This is a genomic window from Nocardiopsis sp. FIRDI 009 (assembly GCF_003386285.1).
Taxonomy (GTDB): domain Bacteria; phylum Actinomycetota; class Actinomycetes; order Streptosporangiales; family Streptosporangiaceae; genus Nocardiopsis.
Window position 1 is genome coordinate 1 of sequence record NZ_QPNC01000031.1, and the last position, 18,051, is coordinate 18,051.

Sequence of the window (18,051 nt, forward strand, 5' to 3'; positions counted from 1 at the left end):
GCCTGTTGTGGGTGGCCCTCTTCTTCTTTTTTGTGCGCGGGCTTGTGCGATTGTGAAACACGCGTGGGTGTCATGAGGATCGCATACGGCACGCACGACGCGGTGAGACCGGGGCCCGGTCGTCTGTGTCGGCCCGAAGGCACACGACCGTCACCCCGCGACTGTGACTCACGGAGGACCTGGAGGACCGGTTCGGCGCATCACGCGCCGCCCCGGGGTGTCCGCCCCGGGGAGCGTCCGCCGGGGGCTTACTGGTCCTCGTCGGCCTCGGGGCTCTCGATCAGCTGCCGCAGCAGCGCCACGAAGTCCTCTTCGCTCATCGCCGACCAGTCCACGTGCTCGTTCATGTTGGCGATGTCCCCAAACTCCGAGCCGATAAGCCTGCGTGGGCGGGATTCGTTCGAGAAGTCTGGGTTAACGGCGCGTTAGCGCAGGTGGCGGCCCTGGCCGGACGTGGACACTACACGTGCTGCTGGAGCGCGCTCCGGCACTCGGGGCAGCGGCAGCGCTTGTTGTAGCCCGTGACGGTGCCGTGCGGGAGCGCGGGGTCGCGCTGCTCCGTGAGGGTGGCGTCCAGCTGGTCGCCGAACGACTGGAGGATGCGCGCGGTGGAGAAGACCGTCCTGGGCGTGATGCCCAGTTCGGAAGCGGCATCGTCGATGTGCTTCCCCATCCGGAGTTTCGCGATCAGGCGGGAACGCGTGCTCGGCGGCATCTCGGCCTCAGCGTTCGCGATCAGCTGCTCGGCGTCGTCGATGGGATAGCTCATGGATGTCCTCTACGTGTGCGGGAACGCGCCTCCATCGTACGCGGTTTCCTCCTGCGACATATGAGGTACCTGAGGTGTCCTATTTCTAGAAACGCATTGCTAGATGCTAGATGCCGTGTTTCGCTGGGAACACACCTTCACTCTGTGTCATTGGAGCCGTGTTATGAGCAGCCCCACGGTTCGTCGTCGTCGACTCTCCGCGGAACTCCGCCGCCGTCGCGTGGAGGCGGGAATGACCCTCAGCGACGTGGCTGAGGAGCTGGAGTGGTCCCCCGCGAAACTGGGCCACATCGAGACGGGCATCCGTAAGTGGCCCTCGGTGATGGAGATCTCCGCCCTCCTCCGTCTCTACGGCGTCACCGGCGGCCAGCGGGAGGCCATCCTGACCCTGGTGCGGGAGTCACGGTTGAGGCCGTGGTGGACCGAGTACGAGGACGTGCTCTCGTCGGCCTACGTGGGCAACGAGGCGGGTGCCGTCGGGGTCCGTGCATACTCGGGCATCCTCGTTCCCGACCTCCTCCAGGTTCCCGACTACACCGCCGTCGTCGCGCGTGCCATGGGACACGGTGAGGAGGACGTGGAGCGGATGGTCGCGGCCTACCTCAAGCGCCAGGAAGTGCTCGACGGAGGCGGTCTGCTCCGCTACCACGCCGTGGTCGAGGAGGACGCGCTCCAGCGTGTCGTGTCCGATCTCTCGCTGTTCCGGGCGCAGGCCGGTCGGCTGATCGAACTCGCCGCCTCGGACCGGGTGACACTCCAGCTCCTCCCGACCTCCGTGGGGCCCCACCGGGGCGTCGCGGGGCCCTTCTCCGTCCTTGAGTTCGACGAGGGGGAGGCCGCGTTGGCGTACGTGGAGACCACCCCGGGCGGGACGATCGTGGAGGCGGAGGAGGCGGTTGGTTCGTGCGAGCGGGTGTGGTCCGAACTCACCAGGGTCGCGGCATCCCCCGAGGCCACTGTCGGCATCCTGCGCCGTATGGCACTGCTCACCTGAGATCCCGGTCGGATCCCTTGCTAGTCTCTTGGTGACAACCTCATAAAGTTCTCTGTGGAGCCCCCGCACCCGGCGGGTGCTCGTGTGTAGGAACCGGATGAAAGGGTCCAGACAGTGAAGAAGATCATCGTTCTGGCGCTGGTGGCCCTCGGGGCTTTCGCCGTCTACCGCAAGATCCAGGCGGACCGCGCCGAGCTCGACCTGTGGACCGAGGCCACGGCGGCCAGCGAGAGCTGATCGCGCGGCGGACGAGCGGGCGTCCCGCGCTCGTCCGTCAGTGACACGAAGACGTGGGTGGGCCGGTGTACCCGTGGTGCGACCCACGGCTTCGCGGTCCCTGTGACCGGGACCGCCTTCGGATGAAGGTATGCTCTCCTTGGGTTCAGGGGCCATAGCTCAGCTGGCAGAGCGCCGGTTTTGCATACCGGAGGTCAGGGGTTCGACTCCCCTTGGCTCCACTCGTGTTTTGCCACGTCGAAGACGTAACGACGGCCACCCGGGCAGGCGCCCCGGGTGGCCGTCGCACATATGGTGCACATTGCCCGCGTCGTCACGCTGCACGGTCGGGTTTCCTCCCCTTCGAAGCGTCCGTCCTCCGAGGGGCGGCGGCCCGCTTGTCCCGCATCTTCGGCGAGACCTCGTCCAGGCGGTCCGGGAACAGGTGTCCGTAGGTGTCGAGGGTCATGGTCGCCGTCTTGTGCCCGAGCATCGTTTGAATGACCTTCACGTCCGCCCCCGAGGCGAGGGACGCGGCGTCCCGCGTAGCCCAGGTGTTCGCGGCGGTGTGCTTTGGACTTTCAGAACCCCGGTCGGAGCCCCGCCTTGGGCTGGTCGGGTTGGATCCCGTAGCGCAGCCAGTGCGCGCACGGTTCGAACCGCAGCGCGTCCAACAGCCGGTCCACGTGCTGTTCCTGCGCGAGAGACTCCACGTCGTGGTGTCCGTCGCCAGGTAGCGCACACACCGGTCCGCGTTCGCCGAACCAGCGACCACGCCCTTGGCGTCGACCTGTCGGCCGAACCGCACCACGTGATGAGGCTCCGCGTCCGGATCCTCGTCCAGGACGTCCAATGCCTCGTCCCAGGGTGGGCAGGAGTTCACCGGTCGACGGATCGACATAGACACCAGTCGACTCATCCCACACGGGGAGCCGGTCACCCTCGTATACGACCCGGTCCGCCCGGGACCACCACACCTGGTGATAAGTGGCCGCTGAAATCTGTCACAGCTCAGCCGGGCATCGTGCCCCGGGTGGCCATCGTCTTGCGGGTTATCGGCCGCTTGGGAAGGTCCGGGGCATCCTGACGCCTCTTGGTCGAGCGGACCCGACGCGATCGCGACGACGAGCCAGCCGAGCGGGTGACCGAGCCTCGGAGCCCGGAGGCGCTGATCTCCTCGTCCAGGTCGGAGATGGCCGCGTCCAGTGCGGCCAGGTCCTCCGCCGACGTGGCCCCCGCGGAGGCGAGTCGGTCGCGTTCGGCGGTGATCACGGCGCGCTGTTCCACCCACCCCCGTTGCGCCTCGGAGGGCGGGTCGGGTTCCACCACCGGCTCGGAAGTGAGGTGCCAGCCCTCCTCACACTGCGTCCGACGGAGGGACCGTTTCCGCTGGGCGCAGGCGGGGCAGCGGGATTCGAGGGTGGACTCGCACGGAACGTCAATGATCTCGGTGGCACCGGTGGTGATGTCGGTACGTCGAAGGGAGACCGGGCGGATACACACCCCGTGGTCGGCGGCCGGAAGTTCGGCGACCTCGCGGGCCAGGGGTTGCACGAGCCGTTCGGCGCGGGTCGACTTACCGGTAGGAGTCGGCGTCAACCCACCCCCACACAACCACAGAGCGGGAGACCCCCACCGCATGGAACCCAAGCCGCCGTCTCTGTGGCACCTGGCGATCAGCATCGTCATCACCACGACCGGAGTCGTTCTGATCCTGGTCGGCCAGGATGTCGTGACGCCCTTCAACCTCTGATCGCTTACTGGCTTCACCGCGTTCGCTTCCGAGCGCATCAGAGGACCCCACCCACAGACGAGGAGCCCACCCCGTGAGTGTTGGACCCCGGATCGCTGGCCAATCATCGTTTCCGCCCTTGCCGTGCTGCTCGGAGGAGTATGGGCGGTACTGACGCGGTTGACCGAAGGCCAAATCAACATCATGGCGACATTCTGGATCTGGGCGTGGGTCTTCCACCTGGCAGTGGGGATCGGGACATACAACCGTGAACGCCGCGACTTTCTCGCACATCAGGAACACGCTCCGTCCGAGGAGGAATCCGACCCGTAGCCCTGGGTCATGGTGGTGATGTCGTCGTCGGACACGTACGTGTCCCGGACTCGCGGGGGAGCCCTCCGCCCGCACGTAACCCACGCCCCCCATCACGGAACGAGCAACCTCCACCGCATGAACGCCAAGAAGGAGAACATCGGGATGATCATCTTCTGCGGATTCATGACCGTGGCAGGGCCGCCGTTCTTGGTGTTCCTCTGGATCACAGAAGGCCGCTTCTCCTGGATGGCCTCCTTGGGAACGTTGGGGTTCGCCTGGGGGCTGTACGACGAGACCAAGAAGTACTGGCGACTGCGTGATCCTCATCAGGCCCCACCGCCCGAGGAGGAATCCGAACCGTAACGGTGGTTCCTGTTCGCTGTGGTGTGGAGCCGGGCAGGGCGTTCTGACGGCACCGGGGCCTACTCGCGGTGGCCCATCGCCCCTACGGAGTCGAAAGGCTTCACCGTGCACAGCCCCCTTGTCAGGCGCCGGGCCCTCGTCTACCCGGACTACGGGGTCTTCCAGATCATCGACTGTGAACACCCCGAGCCTGACGCTCTCTTACCCGGGTTCAACGCATCCAGCGTCGGCGAGCGCTCGGTGTATCTGCGCAGCTTTCAGACCAACGTCCTGGTCCGCCTCGATCTGGAGTCGTGGGAGACCGAACCCGCTGAACCAGGGAGGGTGTGGGAGAGCGCCCACACGGCCTCCACCACGCTTCCCAGCGGTGTGATCGGGGTCAGCGAGATGACGACCGGGACGCAGGAGAACCTGCTGACCCTGCCCACACCAGCCCGGTACCGGATCCGGCTGTCCCACCGCAACCGTCGCTTCGTCGGCCGGGCCTACGAAGCTCTCTTCAGCCAGTTCGAGGACACCGACGATCCGGGCTTCACCGCGGCCCAACGCGACCTCGAAGGCCGCGAACAGTACCTGGCCCAGTTCTGGCCCGAGCCCCGGTGGCACCGCGGCGATGCACATTCATTGCAGACGACCCCCGGAACCAGGGGGTGAGGGTAGGAACCGGCCGGGCGGTTCGCGCAGGTGCTCGGAGCGAGTGCAGGTCCCGGGCCCGGTCAAGCGACGCGCACACCGGAGGTCAGGGGTTCGACTCCCCTTGGCTCCACTCGTGTTTTTCCACGTCAAAGACGTAAAAACGGATATTCGGGCACACGCCTGGGCGGCCGTCGCTTTGTGTGCACGGGCTCTAGTCCGAACGGGTGAGGTGCCCGCTTCGTCCCCTCTCGCGTGAGACTGGGGTGTTGCGGTGAACTCGCAGGTCATCCCAGTTGCTGCGGAATGACTTCGGCTCTACCACATGTAGTCACTCTCCGTGTGTGTATGATGACACCTCCCCGAAGTGCAATGGTCCTAGTGGGCCATATGAGAAATAGGCCACTTGGGGACTGTTGGTGAACAGGGACGATCCGTAGTTTCGACACCAGCGACAACGAGGAAGACAGCGCGCCGAAACGACAACCCCCGAAGACGAGCCGCGGCCCCCCGTCAGGCAGTCCTCGGATCGGCCGCTCCTCCTCCCCCGTCGGCGGTTGCGCCAGCCGGTGGGATTTCCGATCACCACACATGCTGATCTTGGGAGTGGGGCAACATGTGGAATGAGAAGATGGCGGCCCGAGCCAAATGTCGGGAGATCGACCCCGACGCCCTCTTCGTGCAGGGCGCCGCGCAGAACCGCGCCAAGCTCATCTGCCGGGGCTGCCCCGTGCGCACGATGTGCCTGGCCGAGGCGTTGGACAGCCGCATCGAGTTCGGTGTCTGGGGAGGCATGACCGAACGCGAGCGCCGTGCCCTGCTGCGTCGGCGCAAGGACGTGACCGACTGGTACGAACTGCTGACCTCCGCCGAACGGCGCTACGAGGCGGAGCAGGCCCGCCGGGACGCGCCCGTCACCGTCCGGAACTAGTCGGGGCCTCCCACCGCGCCGCGGAGAGCCCCCCGGGCGGAGGGCGGGCCGAAGCGGGGCGGAGCCCGAGGGAACACCGTCGGGGCACCCCAGGAGGGGATCAGGGGAGGATCAGGGTGTGCCCCGATGTTCGACGCCACGCGCATGACGCATGATGGAGGGAGCACGGCACGCGGGAGGACGGCCGTGCCCCCTTCGGCGTTGGGAGTGGGAGTGGCAGTGCAGGACCGTCGATACCCGGTGCGGCGCCCGCAGGAGCAGCCGCAGCTCCGTCTGACGCACGCCGACCGGGACGCCGTGGCCGAGACGCTCCGTGAGGCCTACAGTCTGGGCCAACTGGACGAGGAGGAGTTCGACCAGCGCCTGGACCTCGCGATGCGGGCCAAGGTGCGGGCCGACCTGGAACCGCTCACCCGGGACCTGACACCGGCTCCGGGCGGTACGCCCGGGAACCCCGGGGAGAAGGCCGACCCCGGGACGCCGCCGTCCAGCACACCGGTCGAACGCGTGGTCGCGGCCTGCGCCCACGCGGGGAACTACTTCTTCCCGATCGTGGCCCCGCTGCTGATCTTCCTGGCGAGCGACAGGATCTCGCCCTACGTCCGCCGCCAGGCCATGGAGTCGCTGAACTTCCAGCTCTTCTGCCTGATCACCGGGCTCGGCAGCCTGCTCCTCTTCTGGCTGGTCGTCCCGCTCGTGGTCACCGTCTTCGTCCTCCTGGGCCTGATGATCCTCCCGGCCGTCGCCTCGCTGGCCGCCCTCATGGGGAGGAACTGGCGGTACCCGATGTTCTTCCGCCTGCTCAAGGACGACTGAGGGAAGGGCGCGGGGACGCGCCGCCGCGCCCCCGCACGTCAGTGGTCGGGGTGTCCGTTCTTCTCGGCCCGCTCGTGGCCCGCGGCCGACTTGACCTTGTCCTTGACCGCGCTCGCCTTCTCCTCCAGGTTCTCGCGGGTCTCGCGGACCTGTTCGCGGGCCTGGTCGAGATGCTCCTGCCACTCGGCGTCCTGGGACGCCTGGCGCAACCGGATCAGCGAGTACACGATCACGCCGCCGACCACGGCGGCGCCACCGATCAGCACCGCGCGGGGAACGCGCACGCCCCCGCACAGGAGTTTCCTCCCACGCGGCGCCGGGCGCGGGTCGACCCGGTGCGCGGCCGCGTTGAGCATCCCGGCCACCCGGGGCGCCACCGTGTCCTCGACCCGCTGCGCGGCCGTCTCCAGCTTGGGAGCGGTCCACCCGCGCGCCTGGAGGAGCCTCAGGGTGGCCTGGTCCCGTGCCTGGTCGGCGTACGGGCCGAATCGGTCGGCCTGCTCCCGGGCCAGTTCCTGGAGGCGGACGAGGGTCGCCTCCGCCTCCTTGCGTGCCTTGCGACGCTTCGAAGTGATGGGCACGTCGTCAGCTCCTTCGATCGTTCTCGGTCCCCACCCAGCGGGCGGCTGCACGCCGTGTTATCCGGGTGTTATCTCAACTTACGTCCTCTCCTTCGGGGTTTGGCGCTTCGACACCGGGACGGTTGTCCACAGGTCAACCGGGTTTCGGCGAAGGGGCCGGGGCGGACGGGTAACGTGATCACGTAAGTACGCTCGACCGAAAGGCACATAGGTGTCGGACTCCAAGGGTCAGCCCACCGCGCGGCTGCAGACCTCCGAAGGAACCATCGTCGTCAGGCTGTTCGAGGAGGACGCTCCCGAGACGGTCGCCAACTTCATCGGCCTCGCCGAGGGTTCCAAGCAGTGGATGGACCCCGCCACCGGGAAGATGTCCAACGACAGCCTGTACGCGGGCACGATCTTCCACCGGGTCATCGACGGTTTCATGATCCAGGGCGGCTGCCCGCTCGGTACCGGCCGCGGCGGCCCCGGCTACACCTTCGGTGACGAGATCAGCCCGAAGCTCCGTTTCGACCGCCCGTTCCTGCTCGCCATGGCCAACGCCGGCCCGGGCACGAACGGCTCGCAGTTCTTCATCACCGTCGGCACGCCGGACTGGCTCAACGGCCGCCACACCATCTTCGGCGAGGTCGTCGAGGGCTCCGACGTGGTCAAGAGGATCTCCGAGGTCAAGACCGACCCGAACGACCGTCCGCTCACGGACGTCACCGTCGAGTCCGTCGAGATCACCCGATAGCGGACCCGACGTGCCCAGAGCCCGAGGAGTGAGAACCCGCCCATGACCGCGTCGCCACCGCCCCCCGGCGTACCGCGCACCTGCTACCGGCACTCCGACCGGGAGACCGGGGTCAGCTGCACCCGGTGCGAACGGCCCATCTGCCCGGACTGCATGGTCGAGGCGTCGGTGGGGTTCCAGTGCCCGAACTGCGTGGCGGCGGGCAGGCGCGCGACGCGTCCGGTCCGCACCGTCTTCGGCGGCAGGGCCGTGAGCAAGCCCTACGTCACCTGGACGATCCTGGGCCTGATGGCGGCGGGCTACCTGGCCCAGCTGGTGACCGGGACCGGGGCGGCCGGATCCTCGCCCCTGGTCTGGGAGTTCGGCATGCTGGGCTTCGGGGTCACCGAGCAGGGGGAGACGCTCGGAGTCCTGAGCGGCGAGTGGTACCGGCTGATCACCGCCGCGTTCCTGCACGGCGGGGTCCTCCACCTGCTGTTCAACGGCTATGCGATGTTCCTCCTCGGCACGCAGCTGGAACGCTGGCTGGGCCACGGGCGGTTCGTCGCGCTGTGGGTCCTGGGCGCCGTCGCCGGGTCGGTGCTCACCACGCTCGTCGAGCCGCACGGGTTCGCAGTCGGGGCGTCCGGCGCGATCTTCGCGCTCTTCGGGGCGGTGTTCGTGATCGGCCGGAAGCTCGGGCTGGACCTGCGGATGGTCGGTGCGCTCCTGGCGGTCAACCTGGTGCTGACCTTCGTCGTCCCGAACATCTCCTGGACCGCCCACATCGGTGGTCTGGTGGCCGGGCTGGTCCTGGGAGCGGTCTTCGCCCACCTTCCGGGACGGGACGCGGGGACGACGGCGCGCACGGTCGTCCACACGCTGGTGACGGCGGCCTTCGCCGTCCTCCTCGTGGCCTCGCTGCTCGTCGTCCCAGGGCTCGTCTGACCGGCGTCGAGCACCGCGCGGGACCACTCCCCGGAACACGGGCCCCAGGACACGCGTCCGGGGCCCCTCGTGTGTCCGGCCCGAACCGCCGGGGACGCGGGCACGCCGAGAACGGCTACCCACAGCCTGTGGATAACCCTGTGGAAACCCTGGGGGGTACGTCCGTCAGTGCCAGCGAGTGGACAGGATGACGGCCACGATGATGCCGCTGAAGCCGATGAGCAGGTTCCAGTTGTGCCAGTCCTGCATGTACGGCACGTACTGACCGGCGATGTAGTACACACCGATCCAGAGGATGCCCGCGATGAAGAAGCCCAGCATGGTCGGAACCAGCCAGCGCGGAGTGACCTTGGGCTTCTCCTTCGAAGGAGGCGGTGTGTAGACGGCCTTCTTCTTGCGGTCGCTGCGGGACTTGGGCACGGGCGTTGCTCCAGAGAGGTGGGCGGTTCGAAACGCTCCACAGTCTACGCCCCGGGGCACTCCCCCGTCACCGCCGCGCGGACACGATCCGCCCCTCCGCGGCCTCCTCCGACCCGCCCCAATCTCCGGGAAACGGCGAGGGGCCGCGCTCCGACGAGCGCGGCCCCTCACCCTCGGGTCCCTCAGGGCTCCCGGAAGAAGAGCCCGCCGTCGTCGTCACCGGGGACGCCAGGGCCACCCGGCTGGTCCGGGTCGGTCTCCTCGTCCGGCGGCTGCTCCGGGTCCGTCTCCTCGCCCGTCGGAGGCTGCTCGGGCTCGGTGGGCGCCACCGCGACGGTCAGCGTCACCGTGGTCCCCGCGGGGACCTCCCGATCGGCCGGGATGGACTGGGAGAGCACCAGGCCCGCCGTGGAGTCCGCGGTCTCCTGCTCGGTGAACTGGGCGGTGAGCCCCAGCTGCTGCAGCGCGGCCTCGGCCTGATCGCGGGTCATGCCGACCAGTTCGGGCACCCGCACCTGCTCCGGACCGGAGGAGACGTACAGCGTGATCTCCGTGCCCGGCGCCACCTCGTCACCCGCGGGCGGGTCGGTGCCCACCGCGTTGCCCCGGGTGACGTCCTGGCTGGCCCGCTGCTCCACGGTGATGTTCTCGAACCCCTGCTCGGCGAGGGTGCTCCGGGCCTGCCGCTCGGACTGCCCCGCCACGTCCGGGATCTCCACGGCCTCCGGACCGGAGGACACGACCAGAAGGACCGTCTGGTCCACGGGGTGCTGGGTCCCGGCCTCCGGATCGGTCTCCAGGACGGTGCCCGGTTCGGCCTCGTCGGCCTGTTGTTCGACCGCGATGTCCTCGAAGCCCTCACCGGTCAGGGTCGCCCTGGCGGCGTCCTCCGTCTCGCCGACCACGTCGGGGATCGCGACCTCCTCGACGGTCGGCTGGTTCTCCTTGGTGAGCAGCCAGAAGGCCAGTGCCAGGGAGCCGATCACGCCCACGGCCAGGAGCGCCCACAGCGCGGCCCTGCCGGCGCCGCCCTTGCGCGGCTCCTCCTCGTAGCGGTCGTCGTAGTCGTCGTAGCGGTCGTACCCGTCGTCGTAGTCGTCGTACCCGCCGCCGTTCGCGGGCGGCATCGCGGTGGTCGCGCCCGCGGCGGCCATGGCCATGGTGCCCGCCTGCGTCGGCATCCCCGCCAGGCCGCGCTGGATGTCCGCGCGCATCTCCGCGGCGTTCTGGTAGCGCTCCTCGCGGTCCTTGGTCATGGCGCGGAGGGTGACGTCCTCCAGCCAGTCCGGGACCTGCGGGTCGACCTCGGCCGGTGGAACGGGCTCCTCGCGCACGTGCTGGTAGGCGATCGACACGGGGGAGTCCCCGGTGAACGGCGGACGACCGGTGAGCAGCTCGTAGAGCACGCAGCCGGTGGAGTAGATGTCGCTGCGCGGGTCCACCCGCTCGCCGCGCGCCTGTTCCGGTGACAGGTACTGCGCGGTCCCGATGACCTGGGAGGCCTGGGTCATGGTCGCCTGGTCGTCGCCCATCGAACGGGCGATGCCGAAGTCCATCACCTTGACCTCGGCGTTGCGGGTCAGCATCACGTTGGCGGGCTTGATGTCGCGGTGGACGATCCCGTTGTCGTGGCTGTACTCCAGCGCGTTGAGGATGCCGTCGACGATCTCGGCCGAACGCTCCGGCAGCAGGCGCCGGTCGTCGTCGAGGAGTTCCTTCAGGGTGCGCCCGTCCACGTACTCCATGACGATGTACGGGAGGGACACCCCGTCGACCACGTCCTCGCCGGTGTCGTAGACCGCGATGATCGCCGGATGGTTCAGTGAGGCCGCGGACTGCGCCTCGCGGCGGAACCTGGCCTGGAACACGTGGTCACGGGCGAGGTCGTGTCGGAGGGTCTTGATCGCGACGAGCCGGTCGAGCCGGAGGTCGCGCGCGCGGTGGACCTCGGCCATGCCGCCGCGCCCGACGACGGTGTCGAGTTCGTAGCGTCCACCAAGGAGCCGGGGCTGGGACATGTCGTGTACTAATCCTCGTGTCTTCCGGTGGCCGCCCGCGGGCCGCCGCCTACCCAGAGCGTCGTTCGCTCATTTCCTCGTCATGATTCCGTCGGGGACGTGGTGTCGCCACCGCCGCCCTCCGGGTCTGGTGTCGGTCCGGGGTCCTCCCCGCCGGTGCCGCCGTCGCCTCCGTCGCCGGTGCCGTCGTCGCCCGCGGGGGGAGTCCCGTCGTCCTCCGCGGGTGCGGACGGTTCGTCGGTGGCCGGGCCGGTCGGTTCGTCCTCCTCCGGGCTGGGATCCTCCTCCTGGGTGGTCGACTCCGGCTCGGTGGTCCACCCCGTGTCCGGTCCCCCCTCCACGGGCCGCTCGGGCACACCGCCCTGCTCCTCCGCCGCCTCCGAGGGGACGGGGGAGGACGGTTCCGACGGGGCCGGGGGTTCGACGGAGTCGCGCACGGGGTCGGCCCCGGGCGTCCCGTCGAACAGGAACCCGGCCAGCACGGCGGCCGCGACGACCAAGGTCGCCACGACCACGGCGAGGACGACCGGGAGTCGGACACGCCGCCGGGACGCACCCGACAGCCTAGCCGAGTCCCCTTGTTCACCAGGGGTTACGATCTCCTGATCGGCGGTTCGTCCGCTCCCGGGACCGGTGTCGGGAACCGCGCCGACCACGGCCGTCCGGGCGACGGACCCGAACCCGGCGGAGGGCGTCGGCGGTCCGGTCCCGGCGTTCGAGCGGATGACGGCGGCCATGTGCGCCACCTCGCTCGCCGAGGCGGGGCGTGCGTCGGGGTCCTTCACCAGCAGGGCCGACACGAGGTCGTCGACCTCGGCCGGGACGTCGTCGGGCAGCTCCGGGGGCTCGTCGCGGGTGTGGGCCAGGGCGAGCGCCACCGGGTTGTCCCCCGTGAACGGCGGCTGGCCCGCCAGGCACTCGTAGGCGACCACACCGAGCGCGTACAGGTCCGAGGCCGCGCTCGCGGGCCGCCCGGAGGCCTGTTCCGGCGAGATGTACTGCGCCGTCCCCATGACCATGCCGGTCTGGGTGAGCGTGACCGACATGTCGCCTCGGGCGATGCCGAAGTCGGTGAGCTTGATCTGGCCGTCGCCGGTGACCAGCAGGTTGCCCGGTTTGATGTCGCGGTGGACCACACCGCGCGCGTGCGCGGCGGCCAGGGCCTGGGCGGCCTGGCAGACGAAGTCGAGGGTCTGGTCCGGGCTCAGCCGGCCCTGCTCACGCAGCAGCTGGGAGAGCGGCTCCCCGACCACGAGCTCCATGATGAGGAAGGCGCGCCCGTCCTCCTCACCGTAGTCGTAGACCTGGGCGATCCCCGGGTGGGACAGGCCCGCGGTGATCCGGCCCTCGGTGCGGAACCGCTGCCGCGCCGTCGGCTCCGCCATCTGCGAGGGATGCAGCAGCTTCACGGCCACAGGCCGGTTGAGCAGCGTGTCCGTCGCCTTCCAGACGGTGCCCATGCCGCCGGAACCCACCTGTTCCTCCAGGCGGTAGCGGGAACTCAGAACGGTCCCGGTGAGTCCACCGGGACCATCCGAGGGCTCGTAGGCGCTCACTCCAGTACCACTGCCTCCATCATGGCGCGCGCGATCGGCGCCGCCAGCTGGTTGCCGCTGGCGCCGCCGTGCTCGACCACGACCGCGACCGCGATCTCGGGGTCGTCGGCCGGGGCGAAGCCGATGAACCAGTTGTGCGTACCCTGGTCGCCACCGGTCTCGGCGGTACCGGTCTTGCCCGCGACCTCCACGTTGGGGATCGCGGCGTTGGTACCGGAACCGTTCGGACCCGTGACCAGGACCATCATGTCGCGGAGGTCCTCGGCGGTGCTCGGCTCGACCGCCTGCGAGAAGCTCTCCGGCTGGGTCTCGGTGACCACGGACATGTCCGAGTCCAGCACCGAGTCGACCACGTAGGGGCGCATGACCTCACCCTGGTTGGCCACGCCCGCGGCCACCATCGCCATCTGGAGCGGCGTGGCCTCGACGTTGGCCTGGCCGATGCCCGCGCGGCCGAGGATGCTCTCCTCGGTCTCCACCGGGGCGTTGCTCGCGATGACGTCCAGCGGCACCTGGAGCTCCTCGCCCTCGGGCGGGTTGAACCCGAAGGCGGCGGCCTGGTCCGACAGGTTCTGGCCGCCCACGTCGATCGCCCAGTTGGCCATGGACGTGTTGCAGGAGATCTGGATCGAGTGCGCCAGGGTGTCCGGCGCGCCGCCGTTGCAGGTGCCGCCCGACGTGGCGTTGGGCAGCGGGGGCCCGGTCGGGAAGGTGAGACTGTCCGGGGCCTCCTGCGTGGTCTCGGGCGTGGCGTCCAGGTACTCGATCGCCGCAGCCGCGGTCACCACCTTGAACGTGGAGCCCGGGGGGTAGCGCGCCTCGAACGCGCGGTTGAGGAGCGGCTGGTCCGGGTCGTTCTCCAGCGCCTGGAAGTTGGCGACCGCCGTGTTCCGGTCGGTGACGCTCGCGACGTCGTTGGCGTCGAAGGTGGGGTAGGAGACGGCTCCGAGCACCGCCCCGGTGTTCGGGTCGAGCGCCACCGCGGCGCCCTGCAGGCCCCCGTCCCGGAAGGCGGTGTATCCCGCCTCCTGGACCGCCGGGTTGAGCGTCAGCTGGACCCGGGCGCCCTCGGGGTCGCGGCCGGTGATGATGTCGCGGAAGTTGCGCACGGCGAGCCGGTCGTCGGTGCCGTCGAGCAGTGAGTTCTGCGCCCTCTCGATGCCGGTGGTGCTGTACACGCTCAGGACGCCGGTGATCGGCGTGTACATGCCGCCGCCGGTGTACTCGCGCTGGTAGAGGGGGCTGCCGCCCTCCTCGGAGACGTCCTCCGAGAAGGCGATGCTCTCCCCCGCGACCTCGATCGGGCCGCGCGGCCGGCTGAGGTGCTCGCTGTACTGGCGCGTGTTGAGCGGGTCCTCGATCAGGGCGTCCGCGCGGAACCCCTGGATCCAGGTCAGGTTCAGCATCAGGATCGCGAACAGCGCCATCGTGAAGATGCTGAGTCGGCGGATCGGAGTGTTCATCGGCTGATCACCTGGGTCGCGCCCTCGTCCTGAATCGCTTGCGGTGCCGGCCTGCGGGCGATGTCGCTCATCCGCAGCAGGATGCCCATCATGATCCAGCTCGCCATGAGGGCCGAACCGCCGGCCGCCATGAAGGGTGTGGTCGAACCGGTCAGCGGGATGACCCTGGTCAGCCCGCCCAGGACGATGAAGACCTGGTAGGCGAGGACGAAGGCGATGCCGCTGGTCAGTAGCTTGTTGAACGGGATGGTGGACGCCAGGGCGATCCGCATGCCGCGCTCCACCAGGAGGAACAGCACGATCAGCACGCTGAGCAGGCCGGTCAGCCCGAGCTCCTCGCCGAGCGAGGCGAGGATGAAGTCGCTCTCCGCGGCGAAGATCTTGTCCGCCTCGCCGCCGCCGAGCCCGGTGCCGAACAGGCCGCCGTAGCCGAGGCCGACGATGCCCTGCACGAGCTGCTGGCTGCCGCCCTGTTCGTAGTAGACCTCCTGGTCGAAGGCGTTCAGCCAGATGTTCACGCGGGCCTGCACGTGCCAGAAGAGGAGGTAGGCGACGGTGGCGCCGGCCATGAACAGCCCCAGGCCGATGGTCACCCACGAGGAGCGCTGGGTGGCCACGTAGAGCATGGCCAGGAAGGTGCCGAAGAGCAGCAGGGAGGTGCCCAGGTCACGCAGGAGCACCAGCATGCCGATGGCCATCACCCAGCCGACGGCGATCGGGGCGAGGTCGCGCCCGCGGGGCAGGTCGATGATCTTGAACCGGCCGATCTTGATCGGCTTGCCGACGATCGCCAGGACCTGCCGCTTGTTCATCAGGTAGGAGGCCAGGAAGACCACCAGCGCGATCTTGGCGAACTCCGAGGGCTGCATGGTGAACGGCCCGAGATTGATCCACAGCCGGGCGCCGTAGACCTCGTGGCCCAGGCCCGGGATGGCGGGCAGGAGGAGCAGGACGATCGCGGTCAGGCCGCTGATGTAGGTGTAGCGCTGGAGGACCCGGGGGTCCTTGAGGAAGATGATGATCAGGAAGCAGAAGACGAGCCCGACCCCGGACCAGACGAGCTGCATGCCCGCCCCGGCCCGCTCGATGTCCTCGGCCTTGACCGCGGCCAGCCGCCAGATCATCGCGACCCCGATCCCGTTGAGGAACAGGGTGCAGGGCAGGATCAGCGGGTCCGCGTAGGGGGCGAAGAACCGCATCGCGACGTGGGCCGCGATGGCCAGGACGCCGAAGGTCAGGCCGACGGTCCACATCGCCGAGGGGATGCTGCCGTTCAGGTTGAGTCCGGCGATGGCGATCCCGGCCATGGTGATGGCGATGGCGACCGCGACGAGGACGAGTTCGGCGTTGCGCCGCTTGATCGGGGGGAGCGCGGTGGGCGCCTCCGCGGTGGCGGTGCTCAAGGGATCACCCCGATTCCTGGGTCTCGGTGGTCGCGGAACCGGGGCTGGGGTCCGTGCTCCCGGTGTCGGTGTCCTCGGTGGTCTCCGCGCGGTCGTCGGCCTGCTCGGAGTCCTCGGACTCGGTGTCCCGCGCGTCCTCCCGGGCGGTGTCGTTCGCCTCGGCCTCGGCCAGGTTCTGGTTGATCTCCTCGATCCGGTCCCGGGCCTCCTCCAGGCTCTCGACCGGGATGGTGTTCTCGATCGCGGACCGGTCGCCCTCGCTGAGCTCGTCCAGGCGGATGTCGGAGCCCTCGACCTCCTCCGACAGGCTGAAACCCGCGATGTCGGTGTTGATGCCCTGGTAGATGCTCACGGTGTCGCCCGAGGCGGAGGGGCCCACGTAGAACTGGCCGTCGACGTACTGGCGGCCGAAGTAGTAGGCGATGCCCGTCACGAGCGCGACGATGACGAGGAAGGCCACGACCACCGGCCACCACCGGCGGGTGCGGTACTCGGGCTCCGGTTCCTCCGGGCCGCGCCCGCGTCCGCGCCCTCGGGGGGGCTGGTCGCCGAAGTCGTCGTAGGACTCCTCGTAGGGGCCGGAGTAACCGGTGTCGGGCACGCCCTCCACCCGGTCCATCTCCGCGGTGTCCCCTCCGGAGCCGCGCAGTCCCTGGGCCCGTCTGGCGGGTGTGTCGCCCGCCCGCTCGCTGACCTCGGGCCGCTGGTCGGCCGCCCCGACCACCTTGGGCTCGCTGGTCGGTCCCTCGCGGTCGGTCTCGGTCTCGATGACGTCGGCGATGACGGCGGTGATGTTGTCCGGGCCGCCGCCGCGGATGGCGAGGTCGATGAGCTTCTTCGCGGCCACGCGCGGGTCGGCCTCGGTCGCGAGCGTCTCGTGGATGGTCTTCTTGGTGACCACCCCGGACAGCCCGTCCGAGCACAGCAGGTACCGGTCGCCGGGCTTGGCCTCGCTGATGGAGATGTCCGGGTCGACCGGGCTCTTGCCGTCCAGGGCCCGCAGGATCAGCGAGCGCTGCGGGTGGGTGGCGACCTCCTCCTCGGTGATCTTGCCCTCGTCGACGAGGGTCTGCACCAGGGTGTGGTCGTGGGTGATCTGCTCGAAGCGCGGTCCGCGCAGCAGGTAGGCGCGTGAGTCGCCGATGTGGATCAGCGCCACCCGGGGGCCCGACCACAGCATCGCGGTCAGGGTGGTGCCCATGTTCTCGAGCTGGGGCTCGGCCATGATCCTCCGCGACAGGGAGGCGTTGGCCTGTTCGACCGCCCGTTGGAGGGACTCGACCATCTCCTCCGCGTCGTGGGGCTCGGTGTCGAGCCGACGGATCGTGGAGATCGCGATCGAGCTGGCCACCTCACCGCCCGCGTAGCCGCCCATGCCGTCGGCCACCGCGAGGAGGTGCTGGCCGGCGTAGCCGGAGTCTTCGTTGCCTTCGCGGAGGCATCCTACGTCGGAGTACGCCGCGTATCGGAGAGCGATTGTCATTTGCGCAGTTCCAGGACGGTCTTGCCGATACGGATGGGCTGACCCACCGTGATGGGCTGCGGGCGGTTCAGCTTCTGCTGGCCGAGATAGGTGCCGTTGGTGGAGTTGAGGTCCTCCACGAACCAGCGGCCGCCCTCGGAGTAGACACGGGCGTGGCGACCCGAGGCGTAGTCGTCGGTGATGACGAGGGTCGAGTCGGGCGCACGGCCGATGAGGATCGGCTGGGACGCCAGGTCCACGGTGGTACCGGCGAGGGGGCCCTGCGTGACCGCCAGGACCGCGGGCTCGTTGCGGCGCTGCCGCTGCGGACGCTGCTGGCGGGCCGGGGCGGGCCGGGCAGGAGCGCCGCCGGACGCGGGCCGGGCTTGGGGGCGGGGCCGCTTCTTCCGGGACTTCTTCTTCGACGGGCCGAAGAGGTCGGTGCTGATGACCCCGACCGCCATGAGGATGAACAGCCAGAGCACCGCAAGGTACGCGATCTTGATCAGTATGAGGGTCAGGTTGGACATCGAACCGCTCTTCAGCCCCTGTCGTGCTCCGGCCGGGGTGACGGTCGTCGGCGCCGCCACCGAGTCTGCCTCACCTTCGGGTCGGTGAGTTGTCGTGGTCGCTGGTCCACGGCCCCGAGGCCGTGGGCAGTCTGCCCGATCGGTCAGGTCTTCGCGGAGACTACCGTCCCGGACACATATCCGACA

Annotated in this window: 20 protein-coding genes and 1 tRNA gene; 9 read left to right on the plus strand and 12 right to left on the minus strand. The window is 69.2% G+C overall.

Translation table 11 applies throughout. The annotated features are described in order from the left end of the window. Positions 1 to 460 precede the first annotated feature (460 nt). Positions 461 to 769, minus strand: coding sequence for a hypothetical protein (locus DVR05_RS22575; protein WP_116247918.1), 309 nt, complete (start codon positions 767 to 769; stop codon positions 461 to 463). Positions 770 to 932: 163 nt separating this feature from the next. Here DVR05_RS22575 and DVR05_RS22580 point away from each other — a divergent pair, with 163 nt between their 5' ends. The 3 genes from DVR05_RS22580 to DVR05_RS22585 all read left to right on the plus strand — a co-directional run bounded on the left by DVR05_RS22580 (position 933) and on the right by DVR05_RS22585 (position 2,221). Further along, positions 933 to 1,763 (plus strand): helix-turn-helix transcriptional regulator, encoded by an 831-nt coding sequence (locus DVR05_RS22580; protein WP_116247919.1) that lies wholly within the window; start codon positions 933 to 935, stop codon positions 1,761 to 1,763. Positions 1,764 to 1,877: 114 nt separating this feature from the next. After that, positions 1,878 to 2,000, plus strand: coding sequence for a DLW-39 family protein (locus DVR05_RS27580; RefSeq protein ID WP_014912962.1), 123 nt, complete (start codon positions 1,878 to 1,880; stop codon positions 1,998 to 2,000). 148 nt (positions 2,001 to 2,148) lie between these two features. Continuing rightward, a tRNA-Ala gene (locus tag DVR05_RS22585) sits at positions 2,149 to 2,221 on the plus strand. A gap of 92 nt (positions 2,222 to 2,313) precedes the next feature. Here the strand turns inward: DVR05_RS22585 and DVR05_RS22590 are convergent. The 3 genes from DVR05_RS22590 to DVR05_RS28015 all read right to left on the minus strand — a co-directional run bounded on the left by DVR05_RS22590 (position 2,314) and on the right by DVR05_RS28015 (position 3,578). Further along, positions 2,314 to 2,472, minus strand: a complete 159-nt coding sequence (locus tag DVR05_RS22590; protein WP_232832269.1) for a hypothetical protein — start codon at positions 2,470 to 2,472, stop codon at positions 2,314 to 2,316. An 88-nt stretch (positions 2,473 to 2,560) separates the two neighbouring features. Beyond that, the gene (locus DVR05_RS28010; RefSeq protein WP_369974572.1) at positions 2,561 to 2,692 is read right to left on the minus strand and encodes a hypothetical protein; all 132 of its coding nucleotides are present in this window, start codon (positions 2,690 to 2,692) and stop codon (positions 2,561 to 2,563) included. A 298-nt stretch (positions 2,693 to 2,990) separates the two neighbouring features. Beyond that, positions 2,991 to 3,578, minus strand: coding sequence for a replication initiator (locus tag DVR05_RS28015; RefSeq protein WP_369974573.1), 588 nt, complete (start codon positions 3,576 to 3,578; stop codon positions 2,991 to 2,993). Positions 3,579 to 4,161: 583 nt separating this feature from the next. Between DVR05_RS28015 and DVR05_RS22600 the strand changes: the two genes are divergently transcribed. The 4 genes from DVR05_RS22600 to DVR05_RS22615 all read left to right on the plus strand — a co-directional run bounded on the left by DVR05_RS22600 (position 4,162) and on the right by DVR05_RS22615 (position 6,769). Then, positions 4,162 to 4,389: a hypothetical protein gene (locus tag DVR05_RS22600; protein ID WP_157982513.1), complete on the plus strand. Its 228-nt coding sequence runs from the start codon at positions 4,162 to 4,164 to the stop codon at positions 4,387 to 4,389. A 105-nt stretch (positions 4,390 to 4,494) separates the two neighbouring features. Continuing rightward, complete coding sequence (locus tag DVR05_RS22605) at positions 4,495 to 5,043, plus strand: hypothetical protein (protein WP_116248010.1); 549 nt, start codon at positions 4,495 to 4,497, stop codon at positions 5,041 to 5,043. 595 nt (positions 5,044 to 5,638) lie between these two features. Next, positions 5,639 to 5,953 carry a WhiB family transcriptional regulator gene (locus tag DVR05_RS22610; RefSeq protein ID WP_116247921.1) on the plus strand — a complete coding sequence of 105 codons (315 nt, stop codon included), beginning with the start codon at positions 5,639 to 5,641 and terminating at the stop codon, positions 5,951 to 5,953. Positions 5,954 to 6,166: 213 nt separating this feature from the next. Next, on the plus strand, positions 6,167 to 6,769 hold the full coding sequence (locus DVR05_RS22615; protein WP_369974574.1) for a DUF1707 and DUF4870 domain-containing protein: 603 nt from the start codon (positions 6,167 to 6,169) through the stop codon (positions 6,767 to 6,769). Between the two features lie 38 nt (positions 6,770 to 6,807). Here the strand turns inward: DVR05_RS22615 and DVR05_RS22620 are convergent, their stop codons facing one another. Continuing rightward, positions 6,808 to 7,350 (minus strand): hypothetical protein, encoded by a 543-nt coding sequence (locus DVR05_RS22620; RefSeq protein WP_116247923.1) that lies wholly within the window; start codon positions 7,348 to 7,350, stop codon positions 6,808 to 6,810. Between the two features lie 211 nt (positions 7,351 to 7,561). Between DVR05_RS22620 and DVR05_RS22625 the strand changes: the two genes are divergently transcribed. Both DVR05_RS22625 and DVR05_RS22630 read left to right on the plus strand, forming a co-directional pair. After that, a complete protein-coding gene (locus tag DVR05_RS22625) occupies positions 7,562 to 8,086 on the plus strand; it encodes a peptidylprolyl isomerase (RefSeq protein ID WP_116247924.1) in 525 nt (174 codons plus the stop codon). A 42-nt stretch (positions 8,087 to 8,128) separates the two neighbouring features. Then, positions 8,129 to 9,013: a rhomboid family intramembrane serine protease gene (locus DVR05_RS22630; RefSeq protein WP_198659300.1), complete on the plus strand. Its 885-nt coding sequence runs from the start codon at positions 8,129 to 8,131 to the stop codon at positions 9,011 to 9,013. Positions 9,014 to 9,178: 165 nt separating this feature from the next. Here DVR05_RS22630 and DVR05_RS22635 read toward each other — a convergent pair whose 3' ends face one another. The 7 genes from DVR05_RS22635 to DVR05_RS22665 all read right to left on the minus strand — a co-directional run bounded on the left by DVR05_RS22635 (position 9,179) and on the right by DVR05_RS22665 (position 17,865). Continuing rightward, positions 9,179 to 9,433: a cell division protein CrgA gene (locus DVR05_RS22635; protein WP_116247925.1), complete on the minus strand. Its 255-nt coding sequence runs from the start codon at positions 9,431 to 9,433 to the stop codon at positions 9,179 to 9,181. A 182-nt stretch (positions 9,434 to 9,615) separates the two neighbouring features. Beyond that, positions 9,616 to 11,451 carry a Stk1 family PASTA domain-containing Ser/Thr kinase gene (gene pknB, locus DVR05_RS22640; RefSeq protein ID WP_116247926.1) on the minus strand — a complete coding sequence of 612 codons (1,836 nt, stop codon included), beginning with the start codon at positions 11,449 to 11,451 and terminating at the stop codon, positions 9,616 to 9,618. 80 nt (positions 11,452 to 11,531) lie between these two features. Then, positions 11,532 to 13,007 (minus strand): serine/threonine-protein kinase, encoded by a 1,476-nt coding sequence (locus DVR05_RS22645; protein ID WP_116247927.1) that lies wholly within the window; start codon positions 13,005 to 13,007, stop codon positions 11,532 to 11,534. Next, entirely contained in the window at positions 13,004 to 14,470 is a 1,467-nt protein-coding gene (locus DVR05_RS22650; protein WP_116247928.1) for a penicillin-binding protein 2, read from the minus strand. Before DVR05_RS22650 ends, DVR05_RS22645 begins: the two co-directional genes overlap by 4 nt. Further along, a complete protein-coding gene (locus DVR05_RS22655; RefSeq protein ID WP_116247929.1) occupies positions 14,467 to 15,873 on the minus strand; it encodes an FtsW/RodA/SpoVE family cell cycle protein in 1,407 nt (468 codons plus the stop codon). Before DVR05_RS22655 ends, DVR05_RS22650 begins: the two co-directional genes overlap by 4 nt. A gap of 4 nt (positions 15,874 to 15,877) precedes the next feature. After that, a complete protein-coding gene (locus DVR05_RS22660; RefSeq protein ID WP_116247930.1) occupies positions 15,878 to 17,356 on the minus strand; it encodes a Stp1/IreP family PP2C-type Ser/Thr phosphatase in 1,479 nt (492 codons plus the stop codon). Further along, on the minus strand, positions 17,353 to 17,865 hold the full coding sequence (locus DVR05_RS22665; protein ID WP_198659301.1) for an FHA domain-containing protein: 513 nt from the start codon (positions 17,863 to 17,865) through the stop codon (positions 17,353 to 17,355). The genes DVR05_RS22660 and DVR05_RS22665 overlap by 4 nt, the downstream gene beginning before the upstream one ends. Positions 17,866 to 18,051 lie beyond the last annotated feature (186 nt).